The sequence below is a fragment of the Streptomyces sp. NBC_00385 genome, from assembly GCF_035917155.1.
GTDB lineage: Bacteria > Actinomycetota > Actinomycetes > Streptomycetales > Streptomycetaceae > Streptomyces > Streptomyces poriferorum.
Genome location: NZ_CP107951.1, coordinates 3,120,034 through 3,143,206 on the forward strand (window position 1 = coordinate 3,120,034; position 23,173 = coordinate 3,143,206).

Sequence of the window (23,173 nt, forward strand, 5' to 3'; positions counted from 1 at the left end):
CGTGTCCATGGTTCACCAGGTCAGGCGATGCGCTCCCGCACCACCGGGGTGGCCGTGAACTCCGTGCCCGCCGGGGCGATGTCGTACGCGTCGGGGAGGGCCTTCAGGGCGTAGTCGAACTTCTCCGGGGTGTCCGTGTGCAGCGTCAGCAGCGGCTGGCCGACCGTCACCTCGTCGCCCGGCTTGGCGTGGAGTTCGATGCCGGCGCCGGCCTGGACCGGGTCCTCCTTGCGGGCGCGGCCCGCGCCGAGGCGCCAGGCGGCCACGCCGATGTCGTACGCGTCGAGGCGGGTCAGGACGCCGGAGGCGGTGGCCGTGACGACGTGCTGTTCGCGGGCGACGGGGAGGGCCGCGTCCGGGTCGCCGCCCTGGGCGGAGATCATCCGGCGCCAGACGTCCATCGCGGAGCCGTCCGCGAGGGCCTTCTCCGGGTCGGCGTCCTTGAGTCCGGCCGCGTCGAGCATCTCGCGGGCGAGGGCCAGGGTGAGGTCGATGACGTCCTGCGGGCCGCCGCCGGCCAGGACGTCCACCGATTCGCGGACCTCCAGGGCGTTGCCCGCGGTGAGGCCGAGGGGGGTGGACATGTCGGTGAGGAGGGCGACCGTGCGCACTCCGCTGTCGGTGCCCAGCGCGACCATGGTGGAGGCCAGTTCGCGGGCGTCCTCGATGGTCTTCATGAAGGCGCCGGAGCCGACCTTGACGTCCAGGACGAGTGCGCCGGTGCCTTCGGCGATCTTCTTGGACATGATCGAGCTGGCGATGAGCGGGATGGCCTCGACGGTGCCGGTGACGTCGCGGAGCGCGTACAGCTTCTTGTCGGCGGGGGCCAGGCCGTCACCGGCCGCGCAGATGACGGCGCCGGTGGTGTCGAGGACGTCCAGCATCTCGGCGTTCGAGAGGTGGGCGCGCCAGCCGGGGATGGACTCCAGCTTGTCGAGCGTGCCGCCGGTGTGGCCGAGGCCGCGGCCGCTGAGCTGCGGTACGGCGGCGCCGCAGGCGGCGACCAGCGGGGCGAGCGGCAGGGTGATCTTGTCGCCGACGCCGCCGGTGGAGTGCTTGTCGGTGGTGGGCCGGGAGAGCGCGTCGAAGTTCATCCGCTCGCCGGAGGCGATCATGGCGGCGGTCCAGCGGGCGATCTCCGTGCGGTTCATGCCGTTCAGCAGGATCGCCATGGCCAGTGCGGACATCTGCTCGTCGGCGACCTCGCCGCGGGTGTACGCGTCGATGACCCAGTCGATCTGCTCGGGGGTCAGCTCGCCTCGGTCCCGCTTGGTGCGGATGACGGAGATGGCGTCCATGTCCTGGAGTCCTTCCGGCCGGTACGTGTGCGTACGCATGAGTCCCGTTGACTCTACGCGCATAGAGGAGAAGAGAGAGGCCGGACGGGCCCGCGTGTGCGGGCCCGTCCGGCGCCCTTAGCCGAGGTGCGCGGGCCCGAAGGCCTGCGGCAGCATCTCGTCGAGCGTGCGGAGGCCGTCCGGGGTCTCCAGGACGAGTTCCGGTCCGCCGAACTCGTACAGCAGCTGCCGGCACCTGCCGCACGGCACCAGGATCTCGCCCGAGCCGTCCACGCAGGTGAAGTGGGTCAGCCGGCCGCCGCCGGTGGCGTGCAACTGGGAGACCAGTCCGCATTCGGCGCACAGCCCGATGCCGTACGAGGCGTTCTCGACGTTGCAGCCGACGACGGTGCGGCCGTCGTCGACCAGGGCGGCCGCGCCGACCGGGTAGCCCGAGTACGGGGCGTACGCCCGGGACATCGCGTCCCGGGCGGCCGTACGCAGCGCCTCCCAGCCGGCCGGGGCCATGACGCCCGCGGTCACTTGCCCTCGCCCTTGCGGTACGGCACGCCGTCCGCCTTGGGCATCCGCAGCCGCTGGGACGACAGGGCCAGCACGAGCAGCGTGGTGACGTACGGGGCGGCGTCGACGAACTGGCTCGGGACCTGGTCGGTCAGCGCGTACCAGGTGAACAGGAGCGCGGAGCAGGCGGCCGAGACCACCGCGGCCACGTACTTCTTCCGGTACAGCTGCCAGAAGGCGGCGATCACCAGCAGGATCGCCAGGAGCAGCAGCATCGCGTGCACGTTCTCCGCGCCGCCGCGCAGCTTGAGGCTGTCGGTGAAGCCGAAGAGTCCGGCGCCCAGGGCCATGCCGCCCGGCATCCAGTTACCGAAGATCATCGCGGCGAGACCGATGTATCCGCGCCCGCCGGTCTGGCCCTCCTGGTAGATGCTGGTCGCGACGATGGAGAGGAAGGCACCGCCGAGACCGGCCAGTCCGCCGGAGATGACGACGGCGATGTACTTGTACTTGTAGACGTTCACGCCGAGGGTCTCGGCGGCCACCGGGCTCTCGCCGCAGGAGCGCAGCCGCAGGCCGAACGCCGTGCGCCACAGCACCCACCAGGTGACGGGGATCAGCAGCAGGGCGACGACGGTCAGCAGGGACAGTCCGGTCACGAGCCCGCCGATGATGCCGGCGAGGTCGGAGACGAAGAACCAGTGGTGTTGCTGGAGGTCCTGCAACCAGTCGGAGAGTCCTGGGATCGTGATCTTGTCGATCTCATCCAGGCGCGGGGACTGCTTGGAGGAGCCGCCGGGCTCGTCGGCGAAGGTGAAGTTCGAGAGGTAGCGGGTGACTCCGACGGCGAGGATGTTGATCGCCACACCGGAGACGATGTGGTTCACGCCGAAGGTGACCGTCATGACCGCGTGCAGCAGACCGCCGAGTGCGCCGCCGATGATGCCGAACAGGACACCCACCCACGGGCCCCACTGGAATCCGGCCCAGGCACCGAACCAGGTGCCGAGGATCATCATGCCCTCGAGCCCGATGTTGACGACGCCGGCCCGCTCGGCCCACAGACCGCCGAGGCCGGCGAGGCCGATGGGAACGGCCAGTTCGAGGGCGCCCGCGACCTGGCCCACGGAGGTGATGTCGTTCGCGCCACTGATCAGCCGGACCAGCGAGACGAGGGCAAGGGCGCCGGCGATGATCAGCAGGACGACGGGCAGGGAGAGCTTGCGGCCGCCGCCCTTCTTGGGGGCGACGCGTGCGGCGGAGACTTTGCTGGTGCTCACAGGGCCGCCTCCTTCTCGGTCGTGAGGGCGTGGCCGGCGGCGAGCTCTTCGCCGACCTTCTGCTGCTGACGGCGGGTCCCGTAACGGCGGACCAGTTCGTAGCTGATGACGACGGAGATCACGATCAGGCCCTGCATGATCGTGGCGATCTCCTTCTCGAACCCGAACTGGTCGAGCGGGGAGGACGCCTTGTCCAGGAACGCGATCAGCAGGGAGCTGAGCGCGATGCCCACGGGGTGGTTCCGGCCGAGCAGGGCGATCGTGATGCCGGTGAAGCCGATGCCGACCGGGAAGTCGAGGCTGTACGTGTGGGTGTCGCCGAGCAGCGTCGGCATGCCCGCCAGACCGGCGACCGCGCCGGAGATCAGCATGGAGGTGAGGATCATCTTCTTGGCGTCCACGCCGGAGGCCTGGGCGGCGCTCTCGCTTGCTCCGGTGGCCCGCAGGTCGAAGCCGAAGCGGGTGCGGTTGAGGACGAACCAGTACACGAGGCCGCAGCCGGCGGCGACGAACGTGAAGCCGTAGATCTCTCCGGACTCGGGGCCCAGGGACAGTCCCGGGAACCAGCCGGACTCGGCGATGTCGCCCGTCGTGAGGTTGTTGGATCCGGCTGCCTGGTCACCGAAGTTCTTCGGCAGGATCAGCCAGGCGATCAGCGATGTCGCGATGGAGTTGAGCATGATCGTCGAGACGACCTCGCTCACTCCCCGGGTCGTCTTGAGGATGCCCGCGATGCCTGCCCAGAACGCGCCCACCAGCATCGCCACGACGACGATCAGGGCGATCTGGAACGGTCCCGGAAGGTCGACGCTCGCGCCGACGAGGGCGGCCATCATCGCCGCGAGGCGGTACTGGCCGTCGACGCCGATGTTGAAGAGGTTCATCCGGAAGCCGACCGCGACCGCGAGAGCGGCGAGGTAGTACGTACCGGCCTGGTTGATGATCAGTACCTGTACGTCGGAGTACGACGCCTGCTCGAACAGCAGCCGGTACAGCTCGAAGGGGTCGCGGTTCGACACGAGCAGCACCAGGGTGCTGAGCGCGAAGGCGACGACCAGGGCGAGTGCCGGCCCGGCGAAGCCGAGGATCAGCCGGTCCTTGTCGAGTTTCTTCATCAGGCCTCGTCCTCCGGTGCTGCTTCGAGGTGACCTGCGGCGGCACCGGTCATGGCCGAGCCCAGTTCCTCGGGGGTGATGGTGGCGGGGTCGGCGTCCGCGACGAGCTGTCCGCGGTACATGACGCGCAGGGTGTCGGAGAGCCCGATGAGCTCGTCCAGGTCCGCCGAGATGAGCAGGACGGCGAGTCCTTCGCGGCGGGCGTCGCGGATCTGGTCCCAGATCTGCGCCTGTGCGCCGACGTCCACGCCGCGGGTGGGGTGGGCGGCGATCAGGAGCTTCGGCGCGTGGCTCATCTCGCGGCCGACGATCAGCTTCTGCTGGTTGCCGCCGGAGAGGGAGGCCGCCGTGACCTCGATGCCGGGGGTGCGGACGTCGTACTCGCGCACGATCCGCACGGTGTCGTGGCGGGCGGCCTTCGGGTCGAGCAGGAAGCCGCGGCTGTTGGGCTTCTCGGTGACGTGGCCGAGGATGCGGTTCTCCCAGAGCGGGGCGTCCAGCAGGACTCCGTGCCGGTGCCGGTCCTCGGGGATGTAGCCGATGCCGCTCTCGCGCCGCTTGCGGGTGGGCACGCGGGAGATGTCCTGGTCGCCCAGGGTGATCACTCCGCTGTCCGCGGACTTCATCCCGATGAGCGCGTCGATCAGCTCGGTCTGCCCGTTGCCCTCGACGCCCGCGATGCCGAGGATCTCGCCCTTGTGGATGGTGAAGCCGACGTCGGAGAGGACGTCGCGGACGACGCCGTCCGGGTCCGTCATGCTGAGGGAGAGACCCTCGACGCGGAGCATCGGCTCATCCGTCACCGTGGACTCACGGGTCTCGGGCGACGGCAGTTCGCTGCCGACCATGAGCTCGGCGAGCTGCTTGGTCGTGGTGTGCGCCGGGTCGGCGGTGCCCACCGTCGTACCGCGGCGGATCACCGTGATGTCGTCGGCGACCGAGAGGACCTCGCCGAGCTTGTGGGAGATGAAGATGACGGTGAGGCCCTCGGCCTTGAGCTCGCGGAGGTTCGCGAAGAGCGCGTCCACCTCCTGCGGGACGAGCACCGCGGTCGGCTCGTCCAGGATGAGGATGCGGGCGCCGCGGTAGAGGACCTTGAGGATCTCCACGCGCTGCCGGTCGGCGACCCCGAGGTTCTCGACGAGCGCGTCGGGCCGGACTCCCAGGCCGTACGCGTCGGAGATCTCCTTGATCTTCTTCCGCGCGGCGGAGCCGATGCCGTACAGCTTCTCGCCGCCGAGGACGACGTTCTCCAGGACGGTGAAGTTGTCGGCGAGCATGAAGTGCTGGTGCACCATGCCGATGCCGCGCGCGATGGCGTCACCCGGGTTGCCGAACGAGACCTGCTCGCCGTCCACCGCGATGGTGCCCTCGTCCGGCTTCTGCATGCCGTAGAGGATCTTCATCAGGGTGGACTTGCCGGCACCGTTCTCGCCGACGAGGGCGTGGACCGTGCCCTTGCGGACGGTGATGCCGATGTCGTGGTTGGCGACGACGCCGGGAAAACGCTTGGTGATGCCGTGCAGTTCCACGGCAGGGGGGCTGCTGGACGCGTTGATGACGCACTCTCCTTGGCCGGACAGGAGCGGGAGGCGGAGGGGCAGGGGATGACTGACTGTTCCACGTGGATCAGCGGGCGGGTTGCCCACGCGGGATGGTCGGACAGCCCCTGGGGGGCGGGGTGAAGTTATCGCGCCCGAGGGCTGTCTACACGCGTAGCGTTGCCGAATCGTCAAACGCATGCGCGCGGCAGGGCCGGAACGCCGGGGTTTCGAGGCCTGTCCGAGAGTGCACTGCGACGGGCGGAACTTCTGGAGGAGTACCCCACGGGCCCGGAGCAGCGACGCTGCGCGCTCCGGGCCCACGGGAAACCAGCCGTACGACCGGGGGGTCGTTACGGGGTGGTCTTGACGGTGATCGTGCCGTCGATGATTTCCTTCTTGGCCTTGTCCACGGCGGCGATGACCTCGGTCATCGCGGTGAACTTCGGGTTCGACATGGCCAGGCCGACGCCGTCCTTGTCGAGGCCGTAGCGGATCTCACCGGTCTGCGGCTTGCCGTCCACCACGGACTTGATCAGGTTGAAGACCGAGTCCTCGACGTCCTTCGTGACCGAGGTCAGGATGGACTCCTTGTAGGCGGCGAGACCCTTCTGGTTGTACTGGTCGGAGTCGACGCCGATGTTCCACTTGCCGGCCTTGGAGACGGCCTCGATCGCACCCGAACCGGCCAGACCGGCCGCCGAGTAGACCACGTCGGCACCCTTGTCGAGCTGGCCCTGGGCCGCGGCCTTGCCGAGGTCGGGCTTGGAGAAGCCGTCGAAGTTCGGGGGCTGGGTCAGGTACTGGGGGATCACCTTCACCGCGGAGTCGGTGTCCTTGACGCCCTGCGTGAAGCCGGCCTCGAACTTCTTGATCAGCGGGGTCTCGACACCACCGATGAAGCCGACCGTCTTGGTCTTGGTGACCTTGGCGGCGGCGACACCCGCGAGGTAGGAGCCCTGCTCCTCGTTGAAGACGATGTTCGCGATGTTGGGGCCGGTCACCGAGGCGTCGTCGATGATGCCGAAGGTGATCTTCGGGAACTTCGGCGCGACCTTCTTGATGGCGGGCGCGTAGGCGAAGCCGACACCGATGACCGGGTTGTTCCCGGCACGGGCCAGGGACGTGAGGCGCTGGACCTTGTCCGCGTCCGACTCGCCGTCCGAGGGCTCGGCCTCGGTGCCCTTGACCCCGAGTTCCTTCTCGGCCTTGGCCAGACCCGCGTACGCGGCGTCGTTGAACGACTGGTCGCCGCGGCCGCCGATGTCGTACGCGAGGGCGGTCTTCTTGTCCTTCGAGTCCGAGCTGCTGCTCGACGAGGAGGACGAGTCGCCACACGCGGTAACGCTGAGTGCGAGTGCCGCGGACATGACGCCCGCAGCGGCAATCCTAGTGATCCGGCGCAAGGGAAGGCTCCTTCAAACCTGACCGAAGCGCCTCTTCCGGCGCTGGTTTCGCCGCGATCGTAACGCGCGTAGATGTCAGATAATGACCTGTACGGCAGCCGTTATCGGATCGTCGTGAACCGGGGGCGACCTGTCCGGTTACGGATGGTTGCCGTGGAGCAGAGCCGAAGCGGTGAAGAGCTCCACCCCGACGGTGATCGCCTCCTCGTCCGCGTCGAAGTTGCCCCGGTGCAGGTCGAGCCCGCGCGTGTCGCCGGGCGTACGCACTCCGAGGCGCGCCATCGCTCCCGGAACGTGCTCCAGGTACCAGGAGAAGTCCTCCCCGCCCAGGCTCTGTTCGGTGTCCTCGATCGCATACGAACCGCGGCGGGCGGTCATCGCGCCGCCGAGCAGATCGATCGCGGCCGCGTCGTTGACCACGGGCGGGACGCCCCTGATGTAGTTGATCACCGTCTTGGCGCCGTACATTCCGGCCACCTCGTCGATGGCCGCGTGCACCAGGTCCGGGGCGTCGCGCCAGGCCGCCAGATCAAGGCAGCGAACCGTGCCGGACATCTCGGCGTGTTGCGGGATCACGTTGCACGCGTGCCCGGTCTCCAGCCGTCCCCAGGTCACGGCGAGCCCGGCCCGGGCGTCGACCCGGCGAGCCAGCAGCGCGGGTACTTCGGTGGCGACCTTGGCGGCGGCGGTGACCAGGTCCGTGGTCAGGTGCGGGCGGGCGGTGTGGCCGCCGGGGCCGTCCAGGGACAGCTCCAGGCGGTCGCAGGCGGAGGTGATGGCTCCGACCCGCAGCCCGATCCGGCCGGCGTCGACCTTCGGGTCGCAGTGCACCCCGATGATCCGGCCGACGCCCTCCAGCACCCCCGACTCGATCGCGTCGGGTGCCCCGCCCGGCAGTACCTCCTCGGCCGGCTGGAAGATCAGCCGCACCGGGTTGGGCAGCAGCCCCTGCCGGTCGAGCCCGGCGAGCACGAGGCCGGCGCCGAGGACGGTGGTGGTGTGCACGTCGTGCCCGCAGGCGTGCGCCCGGTCGGGCACGGTGGAGCGGTACGGGACGCCCGCCTTGGTGTCCGGGATCGGCAGCGCGTCGATGTCCGCCCGCAGCGCCAGCATGGGCCGCGTCCCCTCGCCCCGCGTCCCCACGTCGCACATGAGCCCGGTCCCCGAGGCGAGCACCCGCGGTTGGAGGCCCGCCTGCTCCAGCCGGGCCTTGATGGCCGCGGTGGTGCGGAACTCCTGGTTGCCGAGCTCGGGGTGCATGTGCAGATCACGGCGGAAGGCGATGAGCTCGGCGCGCAGCGCTTCGGACAGCGTGCCGGGCAGGGCCTCTGCCGTGAGCGGCCGGGCTTCACAATCGCGGGGCGTCGAGTGGTTCACTGGTGAAGGGTAAGGCGCTTCCCCCTCCAACTGACCATGAAACAAGAAAAGTTCAGCCACATAGACGAATAAATGACTGGGTCACGGCGTGTAAGGCTCTGACACGTTGGGTAAGGTCTTACGTTCCGTCAGCCCTGCAGCCCCCGGCGCATCGGGTACAGCGCCAGCCCGACACACACGGCTCCGACCGCCAGCAGGTCCAGGCTCATGGCCATCATGACGGTCCCTGCGAGCACCAGCAGCGGAGACCGGCCCGGGACCTCGCCCCGTCGGAACAGCGCGAGCAGCGTGACGAGGGCCAGCAGCCCGACCCAGAAGAGCATCGGCACCACCGTGTAGACGGCGGGCATCACCCCGGGCACGTCCTGCACCTTCTCGAACAGGTCACTCATGGCCTCCTCGTCCGCCGCGAGGAACCCGACCACCAGGTCGATCACCGCCTGCACCGCCACCGCGGCCACCCCCAGCAGCCCGGCTCCCGCGGCCAGCCGGACGCCGGCCCGTCTGCCGCCCCGCACCCCGACCGGCGTCCGCAGGCTCAGGAACACCGGAACGAAGGCGAGCACCCCGGCCAGGAACAGCGCGTGCGCCAACGACCACCACGCCCCGGGCCCGTAGTCACCGGCCGCCCGTCCGATCAGCCGCACCACGCCGTATCCGGCCATCAGGGCCGGGCCCGCGAGGAACGCCGTCGTGGCGGAGGAGCTGTGCTGAGGCTTGGTCAGTTCCCGTGTCTGCATGCCTTGATGATCGATTCCCGGCACCACCGGCGGCTATCGGGGATGCCCCTGGGGCGCCCCTGACGCGGCCCCCGCGAAACCCGGGGACGGAAGGGGGAGACCTGCCAGGGTGCGGCTGCCCTTCGTCCGCGTCCGCACCAGCCGCTGACGTGGGAGTCGAGCGGGGCGGCGAGTCGCGGAGTACGCTTAGTCCACTGGTTAGTCCACTCCCGTACCCGCTCCCTGTGAGGCAGCCGTGGAAGCACCTCGTCAGTACAACGTGCATGAGGCCAAGACCCACCTCTCGCGCATCCTGGAGCAGGTGGCCACCGGTGAGGAGGTAGTGATCTCCAAAGCAGGAGAGCCGGTGGCCAAGGTAGTGCCGCTGCGCGCCCGCGTGAAGCGGACCGGGCGCGGCTCGCTGCAGGGGCAGATCCGCATCAACGATGACTTCGACGAACTGCCGGACGACATCGCCGACGCCTTCGGGATGCGCTGATGAAGCTCCTGCTCGACACGCACGTCGTCCTGTGGTGGCTCGACGACTCCGCCGAGCTCAACGACGAGGTCAAACACCTGCTGGACACGGAACCGTCGGTCTTCGTCAGCGCGGTGACACCGTGGGAGATCGCGATCAAGCAGTCCCTCGGAAAGCTGGAAGGGCCGGCTGACCTGGCGGAACGGGTACGGGACAGCCAGTTCCTGTCGCTGCCCATCACCTCCGGACACGGCGTACGCGCGGGTCGGCTGCCCGGGCACCACCGGGATCCCTTCGACCGGATACTGATCGCTCAGGCCCAGACCGAGGGGATGACCGTCCTGACCCGGGACAAGTGGATTCCCTCCTACGACGTGCAGGTCATGCCCGTCTGACCGTGACGGGCCTCCCCGGCCGGTTCACGCCTCCGTGGTCACCGCCGTAGCCCGCCACGGCGCCAGCCGCTGGACGTCCCGGGCCGTCTCCGTGACCCCGGCCAGGAAGCCCTGCGCCCTCGGGGACGCCGTTTCGCGGAGCCATTCCGGGGCGATGTCGCAGACCGCGACCTTCACCTCGGTGCCGGCCAGGGCCAGCGGGAGGGTGTGGACCACTGTGGAGGGGAAGCTCAGGACCGTGCGGCCGATCGGGCCGCGGCGGGCGATGAGTTCCAGGGGGAGGTCGGGGCGGACGATCTCCAGGCCGGTGACCGCCTCCAGGGCGTGGAGCTTCTCGGTGGACTCGCGGCGGTGGGCGAAGTAGCGGGTGGCGCCGTGTGTACGGGCCAGGGCCGCGACCGCCTCCAGGTACGGGGCGCGGTCCACCACACCCGTCTCGACCAGGGAGGTGCCGACCAGGTCCGCGCCCTTGGTGAGCAGCGGCGGCCCGAAGCGGGAGCGGGTCCAGGAGAAGGTGTTGGGGATGAGGGTGATGCCGGGCGGCGGGATCACCGGCATCGCGGTGAAGAGCTCGACCTCGCGCACCGCGGACGGGGTGAACCGGCGGCGGGCGGTCGCGGAGACCGGGGCCAGAGCCAGGTCGCGGGGGCCGGAGCCGCCGCGGCGGTGCCAGCGCACCAGGCGCTCGCCGCGGGTCAGCAGGGCGACGAACTCCATGGTGGCGGTGCCGTCGTCGACGACGGTGAGCCGGCGGGGGCGGACCAGGGAGAGCAGGAGCTGGACGTAACGGGAGAACGGGTCCCCGATGACGATGTGGTCGGCGTTGCGTACGAGCCGGGTCAGGGCGCGCAGCGACTTCAGGGGCGTCCCCGAGTCGCCGCGCGCCTCCTGCCAGCGCACGGTGATGCCCTCGTCGCGGGCCAGCTCCGCCATCCGGCGCAGCTGACCGCGCGACATCGGGTCGACCGGAGGGAGGACGACGACGGTGACGTCCGCGACGACCCGGCCGCCGCCTCCCTCTGTGTAGGCCCACTCCAGGACGTTCAGGAGCTGGACCGGGCTCTCGACGAAGGCGAGGTTCACCGGTCTGCCCGTCAGACCGCGACCGGCTCGGCGGCCTGGGCCGTCTCGCCGCTCTCTGCCACGACGCCCGGGACCCGGCGGAGCTTCTTCATCGGGCCGAGCTCCGACTCGTACACCTTCTTGACGCCGTCACCGAGGGACGCCTCGATGGTGCGGATGTCGCGGACCAGGCGGGTCAGGCCCTGCGGCTCGACGGACGCGGCCTGGTCGGAGCCCCACATGGCGCGGTCGAGGGTGATGTGGCGCTCGACGAACGCGGCGCCGAGCGCGACGGCCGCGAGGGTGGTCTGCAGGCCCGTCTCGTGGCCGCTGTAGCCGATCGGGACGTTGGGGTACTCCTGCTGGAGGGTGTTGATGACGCGGAGGTTCAGCTCCTCGGCCTTGGCCGGGTACGTCGACGTGGCGTGGCAGAGCAGGATGTTGTCCGAGCCGAGGACCTCGACCGCGTGGCGGATCTGGCGCGGGGTCGACATGCCGGTGGAGAGGATCACCGTGCGGCCGGTGGCGCGCAGGGAGCGCAGCAGCTCGTCGTCGGTGAGGGAGGCGGAGGCGACCTTGTGGGCGGGGACGTCGAACTTCTCCAGGAAGGCGACGGCCTCGGTGTCCCACGGGGAGGCGAACCAGTCGATGCCGCGCTCGGCGCAGTGCTCGGAGATGGCCCGGTACTCGGTCTCGCCGAACTCGACGCGGTGGCGGTAGTCGATGTAGGTCATGCGGCCCCAGGGGGTGTCGCGCTCGATGTCCCACTGGTCGCGCGGGGTGCAGATCTCGGGGGTGCGCTTCTGGAACTTGACGGCGTCGCAGCCGGCTTCGGCGGCCACGTCGATCAGCTTGATGGCGTTGTCGAGGTCGCCGTTGTGGTTGATGCCGATCTCGCCGGTGACGTAGACGGGGTGGCCGGGGCCGGCGGTGCGGTCGCCGAGGGTGCGCAGTCGGGAGGTGCTCATGGTGCGTTTCCTTACTTGGGGAGGGGGGTGTGGGCGGAAGGAGCGGTCAGGGTGGGGCCGAGGAGCCAGGCCGCGATCTCGCGGATGGCGCCGAAGCCGCCGGGGGTGGTCGTCACGGCGCGCGCCGCGGCGCGTACCGAGTCGTGCGCGCTCGCGACGGCCACGGGCCAGCCGGCGAGTGCGAAGCAGGGGAGGTCGTTGACGTCGTTGCCGACGTACAGGACGCGTTCGGGGGCGATGGACTGCTCGTCGCACCACTGCTTGAGCGCGAGGTCCTTGCGGTCGATGCCGTGCAGGACGGGGACGCGGAGCTTGTGGGCGCGGGCGGCGACGACCGGGTTCTGTTCCGTGGAGAGGATCAGGAGGGGGACGCCCGCCTTGCGCAGGGCGGCGATGCCGAGTCCGTCGCCGCGGTGGACGGCGACGGTCTCGCGGCCGTCGGAGTCGACGAGGACCCGGTCGTCGGTCTGGGTGCCGTCGAAGTCGAGGACGACCGCGTCGATGTCCTCGCGGGTGGGCAGCGGGGCCGGGTCCAGCAGCGGGGCGAGCGCGCGGGCCCGGGCCAGGTCGTGCGGGTCGTCGATCTCCAGGACGCGGGCGGGGTCAGTGCGCACCAAGGCGGTGTGGCCGAAGAAGCGGTGGCGGTGGGTACGGAATCCGGCCGCGTCCATCGCGTAGGCGGCGCCCGTTTCGAGGAGGTCCTCGGGGCGGTCCTGGCGGCGGGGGCGGACCTTCTTGTCGTGGTTGACGCCGTAGTTGTGGTCCTCGACCGCGCTGCCGTCGCGCCACAGGAAGCCGTGGAACGGGGCGACGGTGACGGCCGTGTCGGCCCCTTCCCGGGCGACCGCGGCGGCGACGCCGTCGATGTCCTCGCGGGCGATGAAGGGGCTGGTGCACTGGACGAGCAGCACCACGTCCACGGCCTTGCCGTGCTCCGCCTCGTACGTGTCCAGGGCGTGCAGGACGGCGGCCTCGCTGGTCGCGGTGTCGCCCGCGATGGCTTCGGGCCGCTGGACGCAGTGCAGCCGGGCCGATTCACCGAGGGCTTCGGCCGCGGCCCGGGCGGTCTCGGCGACGGCGGGGGCGTCGGTCGTCACGACGACGTCCGTCACCTCGCTCGACGCGAGGCAGGCGCGGACCGCGCGGACGACGAGCGGGACGCCGCCGACCTGGGCGAGGTTCTTGGCGGGTACGCCCTTGGATCCGCCGCGGGCGGGGATCACGGCGAGCACGGTGGGCTGCTCGGTGGGCTGCGTCATCGCTGCTCCAGTGAGTGACTTGGTGGTGGTGTTCACAGCTCGCCCATCCGTCGGATGACGGGGGCGACCCGCTGGACGCCGTGGCGGTACGCGCCCCGGGCCGCGTCGCGGACCGCCTCGCGCACCGCTCCCCTGACCCGGCCGGTCTCCCGGGGCCCGGCGGCGCCCGGGAGCGGGTGGCCGTCGGGGGCGAGGTGGTGGCGGGCGAGGATGCCGGGGAGGTAGCCCGGGGCGGTGGCGGGGGTGTAGTAGGGCGCCAGGTCCGGCAGCCGGTCCTGGGCGAGCAGGGCGGTGACCCCGGCCCGGGCGGTGTCGTAGGCCGTGGCGTAGGTGCCGTCGGCGGCGACGCCCTGGCCGGCCAGCCACTCCTGGTCGGGCTCCGGGTGGGCGCCGCCGTCGAGGTGGTCCCAGGAGGTGAGCAGGCCCGAGCCGATGAAGTGGTGGTTGCCGAGGGTCTCGCGGACCCCGAGGTCGGTGAGGACGGCGGTGGGGATGCGCCGGTGCAGGGACTCCAGGGCGGCGGTCGAGGAGACCGTGACCAGTAGATCGGTGCGGTCCAGGACCTCGCCCATGTGCCCGTACACGAGGCGGAAGTTGGGCGGGAGTCCGCCGGGCAGCCTCTCGGCGAGGCGCTGGTACGGGAGTTCCTCGATGTGCGTGGTGTGCTCGCCGGGCTTGGAGCGCAGCTTGAGGAGCACCTCGCGCCGCGGGTGCAGCCTGGCGTGCTCGACGAGCCGGCGCAGCAGGTACGTGCGGTCGGCGCGGGAGGCCGGTACGGAGGGCTGGGCGGCGAACACGACGGTGTCGCGGCCCTGTTCGCGGGTGTGCGGGGCGCCGCCGAGGAAGGGCAGGGCGGCCTCCGTGACGGCCGAGGCGTCGGCGCCCACTCCCTCGTACACCGCGCGGAAACGCTCCGCGTCGTGGCGGGAGTTGGCGAGGACGACGTCGGCGCCGTGCCGCAGCAGCAGTCCGTCGGCGAGCTTCTCGTAGACGACGCCGACGTAGCCGGTGACGACGACGGGCCGGGCGGGCAGCTTGAGCGCGGCGAGGCCGTGCAGCATCGCCTGGACGGCGCCGCCGACGAGGGCGAGGACGACGAGGTCGTATCCCTCGTCGCGCACGGTGTGCAGGAACTCGACGGCCGTCACCTCGCGCACCCGGTCGGTGTCGATACCGACGTCGCCAACCTCGGCGAGCTGGCGGGGTGTCGGGGTCGCCCGGCCGCGGAGCAGCAGTCCGCTGATCTGCGCGGGGGGCGTGGGCGCGCCGCCGTCGCCCGTGGTCAGGCGGCGCGCGGTGAGCGCGCCCCACTTCCATCGGGTGTCGGAGTCGGCGAGGACGGCGACCCGGAGGGCGCTCGTCTTTTCGGTACGTGGGGGCACGTCCCAAAACCTAGGAAGGCATTTCGATTCGCAGCCCAACGTGGCGGCAACAGCGGGTTAACAGCCCGCCGACGCTTGGCGAATCACCCTCACAAATGCCCCACCCCTGGTGAGGAATGGACCCGGTTCATCACTTCGACATTCGTCGTTCACCTGATGTCCCCATCAGGGCCAGGGTAAATGCCGGACCTCCGCCTAGCGTGTGACGCGTGGTTAAGCTCTCCGTCATCGTGCCGTTCTACAACGTACGGGCCTATGCCCCCGATACCTTGCGAAGTCTCCGGGCCAATGCCCGTGATGATTTCGAATTCATCTTCGTCGACGACTGTTCGACCGATGGGACTCTGGAGATCCTCCAGCGCGCCGAGCGCGAGATCCCGGGTGCCGTCCTGGTCGTGCACGAGAAGAACGGAGGCCTGGCCACCGCACGCAATACGGGTATCGACGCGGCGCGCGGCGAGTACCTCACGTTCCTCGACGGCGACGACTGGGTCGTCCCCGGCCACTACGAGCGGCTGCTGGCCGCCATCTCGGGGCTGGGGTGCGACTTCGTCCGTACGGACCATGTGCAGTTCACGGACCGGGTGCGCACCGTGCACCGGGTCCCGCACGGTCTGCGCGACACCGTCCTGCGTCCGCGCGACGTGATCCTGCCGTCCGACCGGTCGACGCCGGTCGACTACGCGTACGCCTGGGCCGGTGCCTATCACCGGCGGCTCGCGGACTCGGGGCTGCTCCGGTTCCGGGACGGGCTGCGCACCGCCGAGGACCGGCCCTGGATCTGGCGGCTGCACCGTGAGGCGGAGTCGTTCGCGGTGGTCGGGCTGCCGGGGGTCTTCTACCGGCGCGGAGTCGCTTCCTCGCTCACCCAGATCGGTGATGTACGCCAACTCGACTTCATCCGGGCCTTCGATCAGGTTCTGGAGGAAACGTCCCGGGATCCGGAGGCGGACCGGCTCCTGCCGAAGGCAGTGCGCACCTATTGCGCGGTCATGGCGCATCACCTGGAATCCATCGAAAGGTTCGAACCGGCAGTGGCACGGAAATTGCGCTCCATGAGCGCGGCTTCCCTGCGGCGTATGCCTCAGGAAGTTCTCGCCGATACGCTGAATTCGCTGGGCGACCGCCGGGCGGGCCAGCTGCGACGGGTCCGCCGCCGCTCCGTCTCCCGGGAGGTCGCGGCCTGATGCCCGGCACGTACACCGCGCCGGTCGGCCGGTCCACCACCCAGATCTTCTCCGCGTGCACGCAGTACGCCGCCGCCACCCTGGTCGCCGCCCTGCGCGCGGGCCAGTTCGGCCCGCGCTCGGAACACCGGCGCATCCTCGTCGTGAGCGACACCTCGCCCTCCCCCGAACTCGGCACCCCGCTCCACCTCCGGCCCGGATTCGAGGCGCTGGCGGCCGAGTTCGACGCGGTGCGGTCGTGGAACGACTTCATCCGCCCGTTCCATCCGGCGGGCTGGTCGCCCAGGGACCAGGACGCCTCGCTGTGGGAACGGGCCGTGCGTGCCGCGTGGGAGATCGGCGACGGTCCCGTCGAGATCGCCTGCGAGTCCATCCAGGCCAATCCCGCCCAGGCCCTCACCGTGATCTTCGGCGACAGCCCGGTGCACATCTACGCCGACGGGCTGATGAGTTACGGCCCGACCCGCAGCAAGCTCGACCAGCTGGTCGGCACCCGCATCCGCCGGCTGCTCCACCTCGACCTGGTGCCGGGCCTGCGGCCGCTGCTGCTCACCGAGTTCGGCGTGGAGCCGGAGATCGTGCCGACGGACGTCTTCCTGAAGGTGCTGGGCGAACTGCCGGGCCCCGCGGACCTGCCTGACGACGACGGGGGCCCCGGCCCGGCGCTGCTGCTCGGCCAGTACCTCGCCACTCTGGGCATCCTCACACCCCAGCAGGAGGAGGAGCAGCACGCCCGGATGCTCCGCGGCGCCGTCGCGCTCGGCCACACCCGGATCGTCTTCAAGCCGCACCCCAGCGCCCCGGCCCACTGGGCCCGCTCGCTGGAGCAGGAGGCGGAGCGGCTCGGTGCGGACCTCACCGTGCTCGACAGCCCGGTCCTCGCGGAGACGCTGTTCGACACGATGCGTCCCGCCCTGGTCGTCGGCTGCTTCTCCACCGCGCTGCTGACCGCCGCGTCGTTCTACGGGCTCCCGGTCGCCCGCGTCGGCACCGGTCCGCTGCTGGAGCAGCTCACCCCGTACCAGAACAGCAACCGGGTCCCGCTGACGATCGTGGACGCGCTGCTGCCCGATCTGGAGGACCCGTCCGCGGTCGCCGGCTGGTCGCTGCCGTCCGCCGAGGAGGTCCGGGGCGAGCCCACCGGCCTGCTCGCCGCGGTCGGATACGCCATGCAGCCGCAGATCCAGGCCGCCCTGCGCCCCGAGGCCGAGCGCTATCTCGACCGGCACCGCGACACCCTCTGGCGGTACTTCAAACGGCGCCGGCTGACCGCGCTCGGGCTGCCGGGGGCCGTTCCCGCACAGCTGGCGTTCATCCCGCGCAACGCGACGGTCCGCCGCCTCGCCCGCAAGGCCCGCACCCTGAAGCGGGCGGCGGCGGGCTGATCCGCCCGGGGCGTTGCCCGTCCGGTCGGGGACAGCTGCGTGAAGCCTGGCCGTCCATCAGGTGAACCGCCTTTCGCTGCCCGCGATTTCACGATGTTCGATGACATATTCGACTCATCATGAGGACTCCGTCGATTATCCGATCGCCGCGCGGCCGGGGCGCCGCTCTGGCCGCCCTGCTCACCGTCGCGACCGTCTGTGCCGGGGACGCGGTGGCCCGCAGCTACCCGTTCGGCCCGCACACCCGCAGCGTGAACGACCTGGGCAATCAGTTCGTCCCGTTCCACACCCGGCTCTGGGACCTGCTGCACGGGCGGGCGGACGGCGGGCTGCTGCTGAACTGGCAGTCCGGCTTCGGAAGCAGCTTCCTGCCGGACTTCGGTACGTATCTGAGCAGCCCGTTCGCCCTGCTCGTCGGGGTCTTCCCCCGGGACCGGATCGACCTGGCGGTGTACGCGGTCACGCTGGTGAAGACGGGCGTGGCGGCGGCGGCCATGACCTGGCTGCTCACCGCGTTGCGCCGGGGCCGCGGCCGGGAGTGGGCGGCGGCCGTGCTCGGCGCCTCGTACGCCCTGTGCGGCTGGTCGGTCGTCGAGGCCGCCTACAACCCGATGTGGCTGGACGGGCTCATCGCGTTCCCGCTGCTGTGCCTGGCCGGTGAGTGGGCGCGCACCGGACGGCGTCCGGTGCTCGGCACGCTCCTGGTGACGCTCGCCTGGGTGTCGAACTTCTACACCGCGTACATGGCCACGCTCGGGGCCGCCCTGGTGCTGGTGGCACGCCTCCTGCTGGAGGACGGGACGTCGCGGGAGCGGATCCGGGGCCTGGTGCGGGCGGCACGCACGGTGCTCATCGGCATCGGACTGGCCGCGCCGGTCCTGGTGCCGGTGTTCCTCGGCACCCGGCACGCCTACCCGGGCTGGAACCGGACGTTCGCCCCGGCCGCCTGGCCCGATGTCGCCGCGAGGCTGCTGCCGGCCACGTACAGCTTCTTCAGTCCGGCGCTGTTCCTCGGGACCGGCGCCCTGCTGCTGGCCTGCGCGCTGGCCTTCCACCGTGCCGTGCCGCGCACCGAACGGTTCGTGTGGGCGGGGCTGGTGGCCGCGGTCGCGCTGTCGTTGCAGTGGGGGCCCACACATCTGCTGTGGCATGCCTTCGCGACACCGAACGGGAGCCCGTTCCGGCAGACGTTCGTCCTGTCCGGACTCGTCGTGATCGCCGCCTGGTTCTCGGTCGCCACCGCCTGGCCTGACCGGCGGACCCTGCTGGGCGGCGCGGGGGTCCTGGTGCTGATCGCGGCCGGCGCCGCGTCCAGCACCCTGATCACCGGCTGGACGTATCCGCTGTTCGCGGCGGGCCTGCTGGCCGTGACCGGTGCGCTCGTCCTGGCCCGCAGCGGCAGGTTCGCCGTGCTCGCGGCCCTGCTGCTCATCGGGGCGCAGGCCGGTCAGGCCGCCGCGACGACCGCGTACGCCGACCGGCAGCGGCTGAACCGGCTCGACGACTACGCCCCCTGGGGTGAACGCCAGACCCTCCAGGCCGCTGCGGTGGCCGGCGCCGACGGCTGGCCGCGCTACCGCACCGACCCGGGCCTGGAGCAGTCCACCGCCAACGACCCGCTGCTCGTCGGCGGGCAGGGCGGCGCCTACTACAGCAGTCACACACCGGATGTGCTGACCCGCACGTTCCTCGCGCTGGGTGCCGGCTGGACGTCGAACGGCCGCGCCCTGCACAGCCTGGACAACCCGGTGACCGACGCGGTGTTCTCGGTCGGCGCCCGGGTCCGCATGCCACGCGATCCGCATCAGGGCTTCAACCGTCCGGACGGCCGCCCGGTCACCGTCACCCGGCAGGACGCGCCCCCGCTGGTGACGCTGCGGCCGGCCGCCGACGCCGTTGCGCGGCTGGGCCGTTCGCCGTTCCGCAACCAGGAGAGGCTGCTGGGTGCGGCCGTGTACACGGTGCCCGCAACCACGCTGCGCGCCGCGGACGGGACGGCCGCCACGGATGAGGGCGCGTACGACTACCGGGTGCGGCCGGGCGCGTACAGCCTGACCGCGAACTGCCCCGCGAACAGCGAGGTGTATCTGTGGGCCCCGGACCTGTTCGGCCGGGCCCAGCTCGGCACTTCGGGCGAACAGGCCGACTTCCGGGGCGAGTTGCCGGGGCGGCGGGCCGGGATGCGGATGCTGGGGACGGGTGGCGGGCAGCTCGCGGTACCGCTGCGGGTCGCCAGGGCCGGAACCGTTCCGCACGAGGCTCTCGGCTGCCTGGACCGGGGGCGCCTGGACGCCGCCGTGGCCGGGCTGAAGCGGACCGGCGCGACACGCGTCGACGTCACCGGCAGCGGCGTGCGAGCCGAACTCCAGCCGGGCACCAACGGGTTGGCCGTGCTGGCCGCGCCCCGGATCGCGGGCTGGAGCTGCGACGGGCATCCGGCCGACTCCTACCTCGGCCTGGTCGCCACGCCGGTGAACGGCGACCGGACGACGGTGGACTGCACGTTCCGGCCGCCGGGGCTGCGGGCCGGGAGCCTCGCGGGGGCGGGTGCCCTGGCGGCACTGCTGGCGACGGTCCTGATCCCCCGGGCGCGGATGCGCGGGCGGGCCGTTCGGTTGCCCCGGTAGCCGTGACGACACCGAGACTTCATCTGGGCGTGGTGGGAAGGAGCCGCTCCGCGCGCGTACGTTCCCACCCATGCCCTCCCTCCTGAAGAACCGTCTGACGAAACGCGCCCTGCGCCCCGCCCTCACCCTGGTCGACCGCCGCATCCGGCTGCGGACGGAGCGTGCCGCCGAACCGCTCCGGAGCGAGCTCGCCGCACTGCGGCGGGACACCGAGGAGATGCGGCGGGGCCAGTACGCGCTGGGACTGCTGCTCGACGGGACAGGCCGGGGCGCGCACCGGATCCCGCCCGCCCGGGAGATCGACCAACTGGTGCGCCAGATCGCCGCGTTGAACGGTGACGAGGCGAAGGCCCGGCGCAGCGTCGTCACCGCCTACCGGACCGTGGTGGCGCTGGAGGCGCTCGGTGTGGGGCGGCTGGCGGGGTCCACGTCCAATGTGTGCGGCAAGCTGGCTACGGTGCCGCTGCTCGCTCCGCCGAACGGCGCCATTCTCGAAATCGGCACGCTGTACGGGCTGTTCGCCGCGGCGCTGACCCGGATGGTGCACCGGGCGGGCATCCAGCCGGACCTGACCATCGTCGACCCGCTGGCCGGGTCGCAGCTCCAGCCGGGCACGTCCCAGCCCGCCGACCCCACGGGGACACCCGTGCGCGAGGACGTCGTACGGGCCAACCTGGCGCTGACCGGGGCGGGTTCGACGCATCACCCCCGCATCCGGCAGGGCTTCTCCTCCGATCCGGAGGTGCGTGCCGAGGTCGCCGACCGGGAGTACGGGGTGATCGTCGTGGACGGCGACCACTCCATGGAGGGCGTGGCCGCCGACCTGGAGTGGGTCGAGGAGATCGTCGCCCCGGGCGGCATCGTGGTGCTGGACGACTACGGCGACGCGTCGTGGCCTGGCGTCCAGGAGGCCCTGGACAAGCACCTGGCGGGCGGATCCTCGCGGCTGCGGATGCTGGGGCGGGTCTCGACGTCGGCGTACCTGCGGGCGGAGTGACGTACCACCCCTTCGCCCCCGCCTCCTTACGCCTGCGCGTTCACACCCGCCCCGTCACGCCCCTCCCCCGTACCGCGCCTCGATGCCCGCGACGATCAGCCGCAGGCCGTCCTCGAACCGTTCGTCGTAGTGGGCGAAGATCTCCGCCCCGGCCGCGGCGGCCAGCGGGTAGCGGGCCATGCGTTCCGCGCGTTCACCGATGTCGAAGCCTTCGCGCTGCTGGTCCGGCATCGGGCGGACGCCCTGCTCCTCGCTGACGAAGCCCATCGTGTACGCGTACGCGGTGGTGCCCGCCCGGACGGCCTGCCACAGCTCGAAGCCCGCGTCGACCATGGTCCGCAGATGGCTTTCGAGCCCGTCGGCGTGGTCGGTGCCGGTGAACTTCGCACCCCCGTAGACCTTGGCCCCGTCGCGGTAGCGCAGCAGCGCGGCACGCAGCCCGCTGTTGTACGCGACGAGCTGGTCCTGCCAGCTGTCCGGGGTCGGACCCGGCAGGCCCTCGTCGAGCATCCGGCGGTACATCACCGTGGCCATCTCGTCGAGCAGCGCCTGCTTGTCCTTGAAGTGCCAGTAGAGGGCGGGCGCCTTGACGTCCAGCTCCCTGGCGATGGCGCGCAGACTGAGGCCGTCGAGGCCCACCTCGTTCAGCAGCCGCAGTGCCGTGTCGGCCACTCGGGACCGGTCGATCTTCGTCGTACCCACCATGCCAAGTTAACAGCCCGCCCTTGACAGCTTTACAACGTTAAGGACACACTGCGACGCATGGAACTTAACAGCGTTAAGGAAGCATTCACGGAGACCTCGGTCCTCATCGTCGGCGCGGGCCCCTGCGGCCTCGCCCTGGCGTGTGACCTGGCCCGGCGCGGCGTCCCCGCGCTCCTCGTCGAGCAGGCGCCCGCCCTCTTCCCCGGCTCGCGCGGCAAGGGCATCCAGCCCCGCACCCGGGAGGTCCTCGACGACCTCGGGGTCGGCGCGGCCGTCCGCGAGCACGGGGGCCCCGCGCCGGTCGGGATGGCCTGGCAGGCCGGTGAGCGGATGGGTGAGCACCACATGTTCCGGGTGGCGGCGCCGACGGACGCGGAGCCGTACGGGGAGCCCTGGATGATGCCGCAGTGGCGCACCCAGGAGATCCTGCTGGCCCGGCTGCGCGAACTGGGCGGCGACGTGGTGTTCTCGGCCGCGCTGACCGGGCTCGCCCAGGACGCGGACGGGGTCACCGCGCACCTGTCCACCGGCCCGGTCCGCGCCTCCTACCTGATCGCGGCGGACGGCGGGCGCTCCACCGTGCGGCGGGCTCTGCGCATCGCGATGACCGGGGAGACGGTGGACCCGGCCCCGATGCTGGTGGCCGACGTCCGGGTCGCCGAGGACGCGCTCGACCGGCTCAACTGGCACATGATGAGCACCGACGCGGGGTTCATCACGCTGTGCCCGCTGCCCGGCACGGCGGACTTCCAGCTCGTCGCGCAGTTCAAGGAGGGCGAGCCGGACATCTCCCCGGAGGGGGTCCGGGCCGTCGTCGCGGAGCGCACCCATCTGGAGGCGCGGGACGTCACCGAGGTGCTGTGGGCCTCCGACTTCCGCCCGCGCGCCGCACTCGCCGACCGGTTCCGCGACGGGCGGGTCTTCCTGGCCGGGGACGCCGCCCACGTCCACTCCCCCGCGGGCGGCCAGGGGCTCAACACCAGCGTGCAGGACGCGTACAACCTGGGCTGGAAGCTCGGCCAGGTGCTGGGCCACGGGGCGCCCGCCGCCCTGCTCGACAGCTACGAGGAGGAGCGCCGCCCGATCGCCGCGGAGATGCTCGGCCTGTCCACCCGGATCCACCGCGGTGAGCAGGAGCGGGGCGCGGCCGCGCAGCAGCTGGGCCTCGGCTACCGCGAGGGGCCGCTGTCGGCGGGCCGCGCGGGCGTCCTGGAAGCGGGCGACCGGGCCCCCGACGGGCCGACGGGCGAGCGGCGGCTGTTCGACGTCTTCCGGGGCCCGCACTTCACGCTGCTGGCGGTCGGCACCGACGCGGAACTGCCGGAGTTCGCCGGCTCACAGGTCAGGGTGCACCGCATGGACGCCTACGAGGCGTACGGCAAGGGGCTGTTCCTGGTGCGGCCGGACGGCTACGTCGGCTGGGCGGGCGAGGACACGGCCGGTCTCGCTGAGTACGTCGCGCCGCTTGGCCTCGGCCTCAAAACCGGCTGA

General features: G+C 71.4%; 20 protein-coding genes. 7 read left to right on the forward strand and 13 right to left on the reverse strand.

The genetic code is table 11. The features are described 5' to 3' along the window. Positions 1-20: 20 nt before the first annotated feature. The 8 genes from OG959_RS13605 to OG959_RS13640 form a co-directional block, all read right to left on the reverse strand. Positions 21-1,298, reverse strand: a complete 1,278-nt coding sequence (locus OG959_RS13605; protein WP_326666362.1) for a thymidine phosphorylase — start codon at positions 1,296-1,298, stop codon at positions 21-23. Between the two features lie 117 nt (positions 1,299-1,415). Beyond that, positions 1,416-1,805 carry a cytidine deaminase gene (locus OG959_RS13610; RefSeq protein ID WP_219568781.1) on the reverse strand — a complete coding sequence of 130 codons (390 nt, stop codon included), beginning with the start codon at positions 1,803-1,805 and terminating at the stop codon, positions 1,416-1,418. Positions 1,806-1,816: 11 nt separating this feature from the next. After that, a complete protein-coding gene (locus OG959_RS13615) occupies positions 1,817-3,079 on the reverse strand; it encodes an ABC transporter permease (RefSeq protein WP_219568749.1) in 1,263 nt (420 codons plus the stop codon). Then, on the reverse strand, positions 3,076-4,194 hold the full coding sequence (locus tag OG959_RS13620; RefSeq protein WP_326658446.1) for an ABC transporter permease: 1,119 nt from the start codon (positions 4,192-4,194) through the stop codon (positions 3,076-3,078). The genes OG959_RS13615 and OG959_RS13620 overlap by 4 nt, the downstream gene beginning before the upstream one ends. Continuing rightward, on the reverse strand, positions 4,194-5,726 hold the full coding sequence (locus OG959_RS13625; protein WP_326658447.1) for an ABC transporter ATP-binding protein: 1,533 nt from the start codon (positions 5,724-5,726) through the stop codon (positions 4,194-4,196). The genes OG959_RS13620 and OG959_RS13625 overlap by 1 nt, the downstream gene beginning before the upstream one ends. Before the next feature lie 362 nt (positions 5,727-6,088). Then, complete coding sequence (locus tag OG959_RS13630; RefSeq protein ID WP_326658448.1) at positions 6,089-7,141, reverse strand: BMP family lipoprotein; 1,053 nt, start codon at positions 7,139-7,141, stop codon at positions 6,089-6,091. A gap of 138 nt (positions 7,142-7,279) precedes the next feature. Then, on the reverse strand, positions 7,280-8,518 hold the full coding sequence (locus tag OG959_RS13635) for an amidohydrolase (protein ID WP_326658449.1): 1,239 nt from the start codon (positions 8,516-8,518) through the stop codon (positions 7,280-7,282). A 128-nt stretch (positions 8,519-8,646) separates the two neighbouring features. Further along, positions 8,647-9,258 carry a hypothetical protein gene (locus OG959_RS13640; protein ID WP_326658451.1) on the reverse strand — a complete coding sequence of 204 codons (612 nt, stop codon included), beginning with the start codon at positions 9,256-9,258 and terminating at the stop codon, positions 8,647-8,649. A 235-nt stretch (positions 9,259-9,493) separates the two neighbouring features. Between OG959_RS13640 and OG959_RS13645 the strand changes: the two genes are divergently transcribed. Both OG959_RS13645 and OG959_RS13650 read left to right on the forward strand, forming a co-directional pair. Next, complete coding sequence (locus tag OG959_RS13645) at positions 9,494-9,736, forward strand: type II toxin-antitoxin system Phd/YefM family antitoxin (protein ID WP_326658452.1); 243 nt, start codon at positions 9,494-9,496, stop codon at positions 9,734-9,736. Further along, a complete protein-coding gene (locus OG959_RS13650) occupies positions 9,736-10,110 on the forward strand; it encodes a type II toxin-antitoxin system VapC family toxin (RefSeq protein ID WP_326658453.1) in 375 nt (124 codons plus the stop codon). The genes OG959_RS13645 and OG959_RS13650 overlap by 1 nt, the downstream gene beginning before the upstream one ends. A gap of 24 nt (positions 10,111-10,134) precedes the next feature. Here the strand turns inward: OG959_RS13650 and OG959_RS13655 are convergent, their stop codons facing one another. The 4 genes from OG959_RS13655 to OG959_RS13670 are packed head-to-tail and all read right to left on the reverse strand — an operon-like array spanning position 10,135 to position 14,781. After that, on the reverse strand, positions 10,135-11,193 hold the full coding sequence (locus OG959_RS13655) for a hypothetical protein (RefSeq protein ID WP_326658454.1): 1,059 nt from the start codon (positions 11,191-11,193) through the stop codon (positions 10,135-10,137). A gap of 11 nt (positions 11,194-11,204) precedes the next feature. Beyond that, the gene (locus OG959_RS13660; RefSeq protein ID WP_326658455.1) at positions 11,205-12,140 is read right to left on the reverse strand and encodes an N-acetylneuraminate synthase family protein; all 936 of its coding nucleotides are present in this window, start codon (positions 12,138-12,140) and stop codon (positions 11,205-11,207) included. Positions 12,141-12,151: 11 nt separating this feature from the next. After that, on the reverse strand, positions 12,152-13,399 hold the full coding sequence (locus OG959_RS13665; RefSeq protein ID WP_326658456.1) for an acylneuraminate cytidylyltransferase: 1,248 nt from the start codon (positions 13,397-13,399) through the stop codon (positions 12,152-12,154). Between the two features lie 32 nt (positions 13,400-13,431). Next, positions 13,432-14,781, reverse strand: coding sequence for a DUF6716 putative glycosyltransferase (locus OG959_RS13670; protein ID WP_326658457.1), 1,350 nt, complete (start codon positions 14,779-14,781; stop codon positions 13,432-13,434). Between the two features lie 209 nt (positions 14,782-14,990). On the opposite strand from OG959_RS13670, the gene OG959_RS13675 reads away from it, so the two are divergent. The 4 genes from OG959_RS13675 (at position 14,991) to OG959_RS13690 (ending at position 20,977) form a co-directional block, all read left to right on the forward strand. Beyond that, entirely contained in the window at positions 14,991-15,968 is a 978-nt protein-coding gene (locus OG959_RS13675) for a glycosyltransferase family 2 protein (protein WP_326658458.1), read from the forward strand. Beyond that, positions 15,968-17,353 (forward strand): polysialyltransferase family glycosyltransferase, encoded by a 1,386-nt coding sequence (locus OG959_RS13680; RefSeq protein WP_326658459.1) that lies wholly within the window; start codon positions 15,968-15,970, stop codon positions 17,351-17,353. The genes OG959_RS13675 and OG959_RS13680 overlap by 1 nt, the downstream gene beginning before the upstream one ends. Before the next feature lie 119 nt (positions 17,354-17,472). Then, a complete protein-coding gene (locus tag OG959_RS13685) occupies positions 17,473-19,980 on the forward strand; it encodes a YfhO family protein (protein ID WP_326658460.1) in 2,508 nt (835 codons plus the stop codon). A gap of 70 nt (positions 19,981-20,050) precedes the next feature. After that, positions 20,051-20,977: a class I SAM-dependent methyltransferase gene (locus tag OG959_RS13690; RefSeq protein WP_326658461.1), complete on the forward strand. Its 927-nt coding sequence runs from the start codon at positions 20,051-20,053 to the stop codon at positions 20,975-20,977. A gap of 54 nt (positions 20,978-21,031) precedes the next feature. Here OG959_RS13690 and OG959_RS13695 read toward each other — a convergent pair whose 3' ends face one another. Further along, positions 21,032-21,682 carry a TetR/AcrR family transcriptional regulator C-terminal domain-containing protein gene (locus OG959_RS13695; RefSeq protein ID WP_326658462.1) on the reverse strand — a complete coding sequence of 217 codons (651 nt, stop codon included), beginning with the start codon at positions 21,680-21,682 and terminating at the stop codon, positions 21,032-21,034. A 57-nt stretch (positions 21,683-21,739) separates the two neighbouring features. Here OG959_RS13695 and OG959_RS13700 point away from each other — a divergent pair, with 57 nt between their 5' ends. Next, on the forward strand, positions 21,740-23,173 hold the full coding sequence (locus tag OG959_RS13700) for an FAD-dependent monooxygenase (protein WP_326658463.1): 1,434 nt from the start codon (positions 21,740-21,742) through the stop codon (positions 23,171-23,173).

Coding starts and splice junctions, on each gene's coding strand:
- OG959_RS13605 (WP_326666362.1), bottom strand. CDS start 1,298: ATGGACGCCATCTCCGTCATCCGCACCAAGCGGGACCGAGGCGAGCTG.
- OG959_RS13650 (WP_326658453.1), top strand. CDS start 9,736: ATGAAGCTCCTGCTCGACACGCACGTCGTCCTGTGGTGGCTCGACGAC.
- OG959_RS13700 (WP_326658463.1), top strand. CDS start 21,740: ATGGAACTTAACAGCGTTAAGGAAGCATTCACGGAGACCTCGGTCCTC.
- OG959_RS13660 (WP_326658455.1), bottom strand. CDS start 12,140: ATGAGCACCTCCCGACTGCGCACCCTCGGCGACCGCACCGCCGGCCCC.
- OG959_RS13690 (WP_326658461.1), top strand. CDS start 20,051: ATGCCCTCCCTCCTGAAGAACCGTCTGACGAAACGCGCCCTGCGCCCC.
- OG959_RS13695 (WP_326658462.1), bottom strand. CDS start 21,682: ATGGTGGGTACGACGAAGATCGACCGGTCCCGAGTGGCCGACACGGCA.
- OG959_RS13610 (WP_219568781.1), bottom strand. CDS start 1,805: ATGGCCCCGGCCGGCTGGGAGGCGCTGCGTACGGCCGCCCGGGACGCG.
- OG959_RS13620 (WP_326658446.1), bottom strand. CDS start 4,194: ATGAAGAAACTCGACAAGGACCGGCTGATCCTCGGCTTCGCCGGGCCG.
- OG959_RS13665 (WP_326658456.1), bottom strand. CDS start 13,399: ATGACGCAGCCCACCGAGCAGCCCACCGTGCTCGCCGTGATCCCCGCC.
- OG959_RS13640 (WP_326658451.1), bottom strand. CDS start 9,258: ATGCAGACACGGGAACTGACCAAGCCTCAGCACAGCTCCTCCGCCACG.
- OG959_RS13685 (WP_326658460.1), top strand. CDS start 17,473: ATGAGGACTCCGTCGATTATCCGATCGCCGCGCGGCCGGGGCGCCGCT.
- OG959_RS13680 (WP_326658459.1), top strand. CDS start 15,968: ATGCCCGGCACGTACACCGCGCCGGTCGGCCGGTCCACCACCCAGATC.